The sequence below is a fragment of the Bradyrhizobium sp. GCM10028915 genome, assembly GCF_042666195.1.
Taxonomy (GTDB): domain Bacteria; phylum Pseudomonadota; class Alphaproteobacteria; order Rhizobiales; family Xanthobacteraceae; genus Bradyrhizobium; species Bradyrhizobium canariense_D.
Genome location: NZ_JBHTFN010000070.1, coordinates 100,327 through 110,063 on the forward strand (window position 1 = coordinate 100,327; position 9,737 = coordinate 110,063).

Below are 9,737 nucleotides of genomic sequence, written 5' to 3' on the forward strand. Positions count from 1 at the left end.
GGCCGGTGGCCGTCCCCGGCGCGCCGGGCTCGTTTCGCTCTTTTTCCGTGCCATATCGCCAGAACTCCGGTTGCCATGTTCCACACGTATATTTGTATGGATCGTTATAAAAATCAAGGTCGCGGACTTGATCGCCGCGTCGGAGTGCAATATTTGTAACGAGCGTTATTAAATAGATTGAACCCGAGGGTATTCCGATGCGTTTCGATTTAGCGCCAATCGCCGGTAGGCTCGGCGATCGCAACAGCTTCCGCCCGAGCGAGGCTGCCGCGCAATGGTTCGGGGCAGGGCTCGGCAAGCGGCTGCGACGGCTGCTGATGCTCGCCCTGCCGATGGCGGTGGCCGTGGTCGGCGCCTTCATCTATCTGGCGCAGGAGCAATATGTCTCGACCGACGACGCATTCGTTCGCGCCGCCAAGGTGACCATCAATGCGCGCGTTTCCGGCCAGGCGGTCGAGATCGCCGTGCGCGACAACGAGCGCGTCCGGCGGGGGCAGGTGCTATTTCGCATCGACCCGGAGCCTTATCAAATTGCCGTCGACCAGGCCGAGGCGCGTCTCGGCAGTGCGCGGCTCCAGATCGAATCCCTCAAGGCGACCCATCGTCAGCAGCAGGCCGAGCTGCAGTCGGCCAAAGAGACGGCTACCTTCGACGAGCGCGAATTCGACCGCAAGAAGATGCTGGTTGCCTCCGACTTCACGCCACGCGCGGTCTACGAGCGGGCCGAGACGGACATGAAGGTCGCTCGCCACCGCATGGTGTCGATCGAACAGCAGATCGCCAACACGATCGTCGCCCTCAATGGTGATGCCGATATCGACATCGATCGCCATCCGACCGTTCGCGCGGCCAGGGCACAGCTCGACCGTGCGCGGCTGGATCTCTCCTACGCCACCGTGACGGCGCCGGACGACGGCATCGTGACGAAGGTGGACGATCTGCAGATCGGCGGCTTCGTCAATGCCGGCGCGGCCACGTTCTCGCTGCTGTCGAGCCGGCACGTCTGGGTCGAGGCGAATTTTCGCGAGACCGGTCTCAATCATATGCGCCCGGGCCAGGAGGCGACGATCGACGTCGATGCCTATCCCGATCGCAAGTTCAAGGCGCGCATCGTCAGCATGAGTCCGGGGACCGGCTCGGACTTCTCGCTCCTGCCGCCCGAGAACGCGACGGGAAACTGGGTCAAGGTCGTCCAGCGATTGCCGGTGCGCCTGGAACTCGACGATCTCGATCCAAACCGGCCGTTGTTCTCGGGCATCAGCGTGACGGCGCGGATTGATACCGGCTATCGTCGCACCTGGGCGCATCTGCTCCAACCGGCGCTCGCGACGGAGGCTAAATGAGTACGCCCCTCCCATCGACCACGTCGCCCGGCGGTCATCACGCGATCGCCGCGGCCGCCCTCATGGCGACCTACATGCAGGCCGTCAACATTTCGATACCGAACGCGGCGCTACCTCATCTTCAGGCGACGCTCTCAATGGCCAATGACGAGGTCGGCTGGGTGTTTTCCTCGTATATCGCGGCGAGCGCCGTGACCATGTCGATCACGCAATGGCTGGCGGGACGCTACGGCCGCAAAGTTGTCTATCAGGCCGCCGTCACGATCTTCGTGTTGGGTCTCGCCCTCGACACGCTGGCGACGACGTCGATTCAGTTCGTGCTGGCGCGAATCCTCCAGGGCGCGGCGAGCGGACCGCTGGCGCCGCTCTCGCTGGCGATCCTGCTCGAGGTGACGTCGCCGGCGCGACATGCGCGCATGAGCCTGGCCTGGACGGTCTGCTCCCTGCTTGGCATCAGCAGCGGCCCGGCCATTGGCGGCTGGCTCAGCGAATATTACGGCTGGCACGCCATCTTCTATGTCAGCCTGCCGATGACGGGCTTCATTTTCCTGACGATGGCTCGGCTGCTCGGCGAGAAGCGGGCGGAGCGGAGCCAGTCCTTCGACTTCTTCGGTCTGACGACGTTCTCCGTCGGCATGATCGGGTTGCAGATGTTGCTTGACCGCGGGGAGCGCCTCGAATGGTTTGCCTCGACGGAAATCTGGATCGAGGCGGGCGCCTCCGTGCTCGGATTCTACCTCTTCATCGTGCACGTCATGACGACAAAGGAGCATTTTCTGCGCACGGCGCTGTTCAGGGACCGCAATCTCGTGCTCTCGACGGTCATCTCCTTCGCGCTTGGCTTCGTGCTGCTGCCGACCCTGGCCTTGACGTCCCCGATGCTGGAGGAATTGCTCAACTACCCCGTCGACACCACCGGATACATGACCGTTCCTCGCGGCGTCGCGCTGGTGGGGGCGCTGGTGCTGACGAGCCTGGTCCCGGCGCAGATCGACTACCGGCCGTTCCTCGTGGGTGGAATGACGCTGGTGGTCTATGCCAACTGGCTGATGCTTGGCTATTCACCGGCGATGGATTGGCGGCCGGTCGTCGAGGCCGGCCTGCTCCAGGGAGCGGGTCTCGGCATGTTGCTGCCCGCGCTCGCCAGGGCCGCGTTCGGCACGCTCGATCCGAAGCTCCGCCCGGAAGGCAGCGCGCTGATCAACCTGTCGCGCCTCTATGGCAGCACAATTGGCATCGCGGTCGTCCAGCTCTTCTTCTACGCCAACACGCAGGCTGTGCATGTCGCACTCGCAAAGAACCTCACGCCCTATCGTGTCGCCGCTTACGTCGGGGGCTCGGTCGGCAAGCCGGGTCTTGCGGCCCTCAACGGCATGGTCACGCGTCAGGCGGCGACCGTCGCGGTCATCGACCAGTTCGAGATCCTGATGTTCGCCATGCTCGCCATGATTCCGCTCGTGTTTTTTCTCCGTAAGCCGCGGCCTACCGGTTAACGCCTGGAGTCATGGAATGACATCGCATCGTCAATTTCGAACACCTCGTCCCTTACTTTTGAGGGAGCTGAGGGCAAACAAAGGAGCATCAGCATGACAACGTCGGATTCGCTTCGTTATACGAGAATTCCAACTCATCAATCCGGGACGATTCCCGCGGTGGGATTTGGCACGCTCATTCCGGATCCGCTCGTGACCAGGCGGGCCACCAAGGCTGCATTGGAGGCCGGATTTCGACATCTTGATTGCGCGGAGCGCTATCGCAACGAAGAGGCGGTCGGCGATGCGCTGCGGGAGGCATTCAAGGCGGGGACGCTTCAGCGCAAGGACCTGTTCGTTACGACGAAGCTATGGAACACCAATCATCGGCCGGAACGGGTCAGGCCTGCCTTCGACGGCAGTCGCCGGCGGCTGCAACTCGACGAGATCGATTGCTACATCATCCATACGCCCTTTGCCTTTCAACCCGGCGACGAGCAGGACCCGAGGGATGAGCACGGTCGGGTCATCTATGATTCAGGGGTTACGCTGGCGGAGACATGGGGGGCGCTGGAGCGCCTCGTCGACGAGGGGCACTGCAAGTCGATCGGTCTGTCGGACATCACCCTGGACAAGCTGCGCGAGATCGTTTCGATCGCGCGGATCAGGCCCGCCATGGTGCAAGTCGAATCGCATCCGTATCTTCCCGAATGGGACCTGCTCGACTTCTGTCGAGAGCACGGGATTGTCTTGCAGGCGTTTGCAGCGCTGGGACACGCCATGAAGCCGAACGTGCTAGCCGATCCGGTGATCACTGCCATCGCGGAGCGCTTGCACAGGACGCCGGCTCAAATTGCGCTGGCGTGGGCCCTCCAGCGCGGCACCGCTTTCCTGACGACTTCGACCAATTCCCGGCGCATCCAGGAAAACTTCGATATTTCGGCCTTGCCCGAAGACGCCATGCGAGAGATGAGGGACCAGATTACGACAAACATCAGGTTCAACACGGTCGTCGAGACCGGCGTGCCCGGATTCATTCCGCGGGCCGGATGAATCGGCGCCGGTCAGCCGACTCGTCAAGCCCGGAGCTGCTCGATCAGATCGTGGGCGCTGCGGATCTCGGTAATGCCGGCGCCCTCGGTGAACGGCCCGCATGCGCGTTGCAGAATTGCCAAGGCCTCCGCGCTCTGGCCGGCCCCGATCATGTACCGCGCCAGGCTGACCGCGCTTCGCAGCTCCCAGAAACGGGCGCCTTGCTGGACGGCAATGTCCATGGCCTCGCGAAAGCGCGCCTCGGCATCCTCTGAATGCCGGGCGTTCCTGAGCATCAACTCTCCCTTGATGCGGATCAGCTCCGGCAGATACCAGAGCTCCTGCCGGTCGTTGCAGCGGGTCAGGACATCCTCGATCACGTCGAGCCCGCGACCGACCTGGTCGGCCTCTCCGGAACACGCGGCGAGCTCGCCGAGCAAGGGCAGAAAGCGCGGCAGGAAGCGCGCATCGCCGGCGCGATTGAGCTCCTCGCGCAGCAGCGGCAGGCCGGTCGTGACGTCGCCGCGCCTGACCATGACTGCGGCGTTGAAGGCCCGTGCCCACAGGCCCCACAGCCGGATGGCGTGGCGCTCGGTGTGTTCGAGCAGCTCGATGCCGTGACGCTCGGCGGCGTCGAAATCGCCGGACCAGAAGGCGATCGGGCAGGCGGCTTGTCCGAGCACGCTGCAGAATGTCAGCGCGTGGCCGTTGGCGCGGCCTTCCTCGATGTTTCTGGCGGTGAGGGCCTGAGCCTGATCGGCCAGACCCTGAAGCCACAGGATGCGAGCTCGAAAATATTGCGTCGATATTCTCAGATCGAGCGGGAAGATTTTCGGCTTCTCCGCCAACACATGCAACGATGCATTGACCCGGTCGATGCGCAGCCGAGCCTCGTTCTGATCCCCGAGATAATGCAGCGCGACGGCCATCAGCCGGTCGCCCAGCATGACATCGGTCCTGTCGGGCGAGTTCGCGGCTGCGTTCGCAAAGCGATCGGCGAGCGCACGGGCCTTGCCGAACTGTCCGTTATTGAACTGGTCGATGCACAAGCCCCAGAGCGCGCGCAGCCGGAAATCCTTGTCGTCGAGCCTGTCAGCCAGCTCGAGGGTCGTCTCGAGGATCGGCCGCGCCTCGCGCGCGCGGCCCTCGCCATACATCAGCGACCATCCGAGCGCCGACAGCAGCTGCATGCGGATGCGGTCGTCGTCGGCGGTGTCTCCGAGCGCCGCGAGCGCCGTTCTGCTGCGCTCACGGCATTCCGCGAACAGCGAAAGACGCACCCACAGCGTGACTGCGGCCGACGTCAGCGCGATCCCGAGTTTCGGCTCGCCGTCGGGCCCGAAGGCCCAGTCCAACGCCGCGCGCACATTGTCCAGCTCCGCGCCATACATGCTCAGCCATTCGGGCAGCGGCGTCGAAATATCGGCCTCGGCGCGCTGGAATAAATCGCGAAAATGCTCGGCATGACGCCGCGCGAACTGCCCGGCTTCGCCGAGCTCGTTGAGTTTTCCGTATGCATAGGTGCGCGTGGTGTCGAGCAGCCGATAGCGCAGCGTCCGCGAGCCGGACGGCGAAATCAGAGACTTGGTCACCAGGCTGTCGATTGCTTCGAGGGTCTCGGATGCGTTGAGGCCGTCACCCGACCCGACCGCCGCAGCCGCCTCCGGCGCGAAAGGCCCGGCGAAGACCGACAGGCGTCGCAGCGTGGCGCTCTCCGCGGCAGGCAGAAGGTCGTAGCTCCAGTCGAGCGCCGCAGCGAGTGTCTGGTGCCGCGGCACGGCGGTGCGTCGGCCGCGCCATTGCAGCGAAAAGCGGCTGTCGAGCAGGGATGCCGTGCCGGCGATGCCGTAAGCATTGACGCGGCCCGCCGCGAGCTCGATTGCCAGCGCGATGCCGTCGAGGCGCCGGCAGATGCTCGCGACGAGGGGGGCCTCTTCCGCGCTGAGCTGGAACGGGCCCGAGCTCTGCGCAATGCGCTCCACAAAGAGCTGAGCCGCAGGGTAGGCAAGGACCTCGTCGACAGCAAGCCCTTCGCGCTCGGGCGGACAGTCCAGCGGGAACAGCCGGAAAATTCGCTCGCCTTCGCTCCGGAACGACTCGCGGCTGGTTGCGAGAACACGAAGCTGCGGTGCTTCGCGAACGATGCGCTCGACCAGCGGCGCCAAATGATCCAGCACATGTTCGCAACCGTCGAAGATCAGCAGGGCCGGGTCGGTCTTCAGAAACGTCAGCAGGGCCGGCGTCGGATCCTCCGCGCTGATGGTCAGTCCGAGCGCCGAAGCAATGGTGGTCGCGATGTGACTGGCATCCCTCAGCGGACCGAAATCGACAAAGAAGACTCGCCCGCCGAAATCCTGGGAGCGGCGATGCCCGACGGTGACGGCGACCGAGGTCTTGCCGATGCCGCCCGGGCCGACGACGGTCATGAAGCGATAGAGCGAAAGTCCGTTCGAGATCTTCTCGATGACATCTTCCCGGCCGACCATCCTGGTGAGCTGAGCGGGCAAGGAGCGGGGAGGGGCGCTTTCGGCCGGGAGCGGGGCGGCCGGAGGAGCTGCTTGAGCGAACGAGGCGACAAAGCAATAGCCGCGGCCGGGCACGTTGACGACGTAACGCGCCGACTTGCCGGTGTCGCCGAGCGCCTTGCGTAGCGCTGCGACATGGAAGCGCAGGCTACCCTCGTCGACATTGACGCCGGCCCAGATGCGCTTGACCAGCTCTCTCTTGTCGACCACTTCTCCGGGGCGTCCGGCAAGGAAGATGAGAATGTCGAGCGCGCGGCCGCCGACATGAAGCGGCGAGCCCTCCTTCTCCAAGAGCCGGGACTTCGGAAACAGTCGAAATGGCCCAAAGGAAATGGCCGAATCTTCGCTACGATCTGGCACGCGCCATCGCCCCCTCGAAGGGAGTCAAAAGGTATTACTTTCTGATCTAACAGAACGAGGCGTACAGTAAACCGGTCGAAAGCAGTGGGCAGGGCTCACAGCACTGCGCGGACGGATGGCTCGCCGAAATAATGCTTGTGAAATAAAGAGTTAGGCCGACATGACAATGCGATGACGCCGGGGCACGGCCGGATGGAGCATTGACTGTGATGCCGGATTGCTGCGATGGCATGGTCCGGGAGCCGGTCCCGCCACCACATTGACTGCCGACTTCCGGAATTTCCAGCATGGCCTCTTTCACGCGGCGACAATTGGTGCACGCGTTGTCGGGCGCAGCGGCGCTCGCCGCGCTTCCCCGCAACGGACAAGCCGCCGACTATCCGTCTCGTCCCATTCGCCTGGTGATTCCCTACGGAGCCGGCGGATCGGGTGACCAGATCGCGCGCCCCTGGGTGGACAGGATGCCGTCGCTGCTCGGGCCGACCTTCGTCGAATATATCGGCGGCGCGGGCGGCGCCATCGGGACCGCGGCGGTCGCGCGCGAGGAGCCCGACGGCTATTCGCTGCTGCTCGGCAACGGCAGCACGCAGGTCATCATTCCCATGACGGCGGCAAATCCCGGATATTCCGTTGGCGATTTCCGCGCCATCTACCGGCTGATCAACAGCGCGCTGGTTTTCGCCGTCAATCCTTCGGTGCCTGCCGCAAACCTGCGCGAGTTGATCACCTATGCGAAAGCCAATCCAGGAAAGCTGTCCTATGGCACGCCGGGGATCGCCACCGGAAACCATCTGGTCGGCGAATCCTTCAAGCAGCAGGCCGGCGCGCTGGACATCGTCCACGTGCCCTATCGCGGCATCGCGCAGGCGACCAACGACCTCGTCAGCGGCCAGATATCGCTCGTCATTGCCGTCATGTCCGTTCAATTGCAGCAGCTGGCCCAAGCGGGAAGAGTCAGGCTGCTTGCGGTCACCACCGAAACGCGGCTGAGCGGCGCGCCGGAGATCCCGACCGCCGTCGAATCCGGCATGCCCGGCATCCGGTATGAGGGATGGTTCGGTCTGTTCGCACCCAAGGACACCGACGATGCGATCATCGACCGGATCGCGCAGGCGACGCGGCTCGCCATGGCCGATAGGGCGCTTCTGGCGAGCTATCGCGCCCAGGGCATGGAGCCGGACAACGATTCAAGCCCGGACAAATTCCAGCGCATCGTCGAGGCCACATCCGCAAGCCTCGCGCCCCTGATCAAATCGATCGGGCTGATCAATTTGTGAAGCCGCTCAGGCATCGGCGCGCGTGACAATGCGCGCCGTCAGCGTGACGAGGCCCATCAGCGCGGTCAGGAGCCAGAACGCCACCGGCAATCCGCCAAGACGTGCGATGAAGCCGACACCGGCGGGGCCCACGAGAACGCCGGCGTAGCCGGCGGTCGTGATCGCCGCGACGGCGAGGCCCGTTGGCATCACCTTCTGCCTCGCCGCTCGGCGGAACAGCACCGGCACGAGGTTGGATGCGCCGAGGCCGATGAGTAGGAAGCCGCCTATGGCGACCGCCACGACGGGAGCGGTGAGCAGGACCACGAAACCCGCGATCGCAATCAGGCTGCCCCAGAACAATGTCGTGCGGTCTCCGATGCGCGCGACGACGGCGTCGCCGCCGAGCCGCCCAATCGTCATCGCGACCGAGAACACGATGTAGCCGATCCCGCCTTGCGCTTCGGAAACGAGACCCGCGCCGATGACGAGCAACGCGCCCCAATCGAGCATCGCGCCTTCGACGAGGAAGGTGATGGCGCAAAGCAGCGCGAGCAGGAGCACGGCGCCATGCGGCAGCACGAACAGCGGTCCTTCCTGCACCTGCACGGAGCGAAGCAGCCGCGGCCAGGCCCCAAGCATCGCGATCAGCATCAGGACGGAGCAGATCAGCGTGCAAGCGAGCGCGCCGAGTTGCAGCGAGAGCAGTGCGGTCATGAGCGCGGCCCCGGCGAAGCCGCCGATACTGAACAGCGCGTGGAAGCCGGACATCAGCGGACGTCCCGCGGCGCGCTCCACCTCAACCGCGTGGATGTTCATGGCGACATCGATGGAGCCGAGCGCGGCGCCGAATGCGAGGAGTGCCAGCGCCAGCATCGCGGGCGAGTTCGCGATTGTCAGCAGAGGCAGGACCAGGGCAAGACCGATCCCGCCCGCCATGATGATCGGCTTGCTGCCATAGCGCGCACTCAGCACGCCGGTCAGAAGCATCGCGACGACCGAGCCGATGCCGAGGCTGAGCAGGAGCAGTCCGAGGATGCCGTCGTCGACGGCGAGCCGCGCCTTCGCGAACGGCACCAGTGGTGCCCAACACGCCATGCCGAAACCCGCGACGAGGAAGGCAAGTCTGGTCGCAAGGCGTGTCGCTGGCCTGTCGGCAGAAGACATGGGAACTCCGGGAAGGGGGAATCAGGGCAGGGGCAATCGACAAGCCCCGCAATTGTCGCGTCTTTATGTCCGCGGCGGACTCGGATTGTCGCAGGCGGCCCCCGGGGCGGCCGCAAGCGGACACCAGGCCTTTTGGCTCGTCACCGGCATCTCGGCGCGCCGGTGGGCTGCGCCGTCGGGCGAAACACCTTGACAGCCCGACCCGCACCGGTGTCAAGCCGCACTGATGAAAATATTCCGCTTTACCGAAATTCGGAAACGGCGTATGTGTTGGCCATCCCGGCTCATCCTTGAGGGGCGATCTTGTGGTCGTCATGTTCGCGAGCCGGGCTTGCGGTGGACGCGGCAGCGTTCGGGTGCGAGAGGCCAAGGGCAGGGCGGATTGCTCTCCGTGAGCCCAAGGCTTCGTGCCGACGAGCGGCGCTGCTAGGCTTCGTCTCGTCTGTAAGTTTCCGGCTCCGTCGACAGGGCTGGGAATACTGCGGCGAAATGGCGGGCCGTGCGTACGGCAAAACCGTGTGGTCCTGGCCGTCGTTGCTACGGTCAAGCCCTGGCGAATGCGGCATCTGCGTCAACCGGCGC

The 9,737-nt window shown here is 64.6% G+C and carries 6 protein-coding genes; 4 read left to right on the forward strand and 2 right to left on the reverse strand.

From position 1 onward, the window contains the following. Nucleotides 1–197 precede the first annotated feature (197 nt). The 3 genes from ACFQX9_RS33920 (at nt 198) to ACFQX9_RS33930 (ending at nt 3,868) form a co-directional block, all read left to right on the forward strand. Nucleotides 198–1,343 (forward strand): HlyD family secretion protein, encoded by a 1,146-nt coding sequence (locus tag ACFQX9_RS33920; protein WP_377791673.1) that lies wholly within the window; start codon nt 198–200, stop codon nt 1,341–1,343. Beyond that, the gene (locus ACFQX9_RS33925; RefSeq protein WP_377791674.1) at nt 1,340–2,836 is read left to right on the forward strand and encodes an MDR family MFS transporter; all 1,497 of its coding nucleotides are present in this window, start codon (nt 1,340–1,342) and stop codon (nt 2,834–2,836) included. Before ACFQX9_RS33920 ends, ACFQX9_RS33925 begins: the two co-directional genes overlap by 4 nt. A 93-nt stretch (nt 2,837–2,929) precedes the next feature. Next, on the forward strand, nt 2,930–3,868 hold the full coding sequence (locus ACFQX9_RS33930; RefSeq protein WP_204511956.1) for an aldo/keto reductase: 939 nt from the start codon (nt 2,930–2,932) through the stop codon (nt 3,866–3,868). A 23-nt stretch (nt 3,869–3,891) separates the two neighbouring features. On the opposite strand, the gene ACFQX9_RS33935 is transcribed toward ACFQX9_RS33930, so the two are convergent. After that, complete coding sequence (locus tag ACFQX9_RS33935; RefSeq protein WP_377791675.1) at nt 3,892–6,732, reverse strand: ATP-binding protein; 2,841 nt, start codon at nt 6,730–6,732, stop codon at nt 3,892–3,894. 287 nt (nt 6,733–7,019) lie between these two features. On the opposite strand from ACFQX9_RS33935, the gene ACFQX9_RS33940 reads away from it, so the two are divergent. Then, nucleotides 7,020–8,009, forward strand: coding sequence for a tripartite tricarboxylate transporter substrate binding protein (locus ACFQX9_RS33940; protein ID WP_085349002.1), 990 nt, complete (start codon nt 7,020–7,022; stop codon nt 8,007–8,009). Between the two features lie 6 nt (nt 8,010–8,015). On the opposite strand, the gene ACFQX9_RS33945 is transcribed toward ACFQX9_RS33940, so the two are convergent. Beyond that, nucleotides 8,016–9,155 (reverse strand): MFS transporter, encoded by a 1,140-nt coding sequence (locus tag ACFQX9_RS33945; RefSeq protein ID WP_026234004.1) that lies wholly within the window; start codon nt 9,153–9,155, stop codon nt 8,016–8,018. Nucleotides 9,156–9,737: the final 582 nt, after the last annotated feature.

What these genes read in the sequence shown, in the direction of transcription:
- ACFQX9_RS33940 (WP_085349002.1), top strand. Translation starts at nt 7,020, where the DNA reads ATGGCCTCTTTCACGCGGCGACAATTGGTGCACGCGTTGTCGGGCGCA.
- ACFQX9_RS33920 (WP_377791673.1), top strand. Translation starts at nt 198, where the DNA reads ATGCGTTTCGATTTAGCGCCAATCGCCGGTAGGCTCGGCGATCGCAAC.
- ACFQX9_RS33930 (WP_204511956.1), top strand. Translation starts at nt 2,930, where the DNA reads ATGACAACGTCGGATTCGCTTCGTTATACGAGAATTCCAACTCATCAA.
- ACFQX9_RS33925 (WP_377791674.1), top strand. Translation starts at nt 1,340, where the DNA reads ATGAGTACGCCCCTCCCATCGACCACGTCGCCCGGCGGTCATCACGCG.
- ACFQX9_RS33945 (WP_026234004.1), bottom strand. Translation starts at nt 9,155, where the DNA reads ATGTCTTCTGCCGACAGGCCAGCGACACGCCTTGCGACCAGACTTGCC.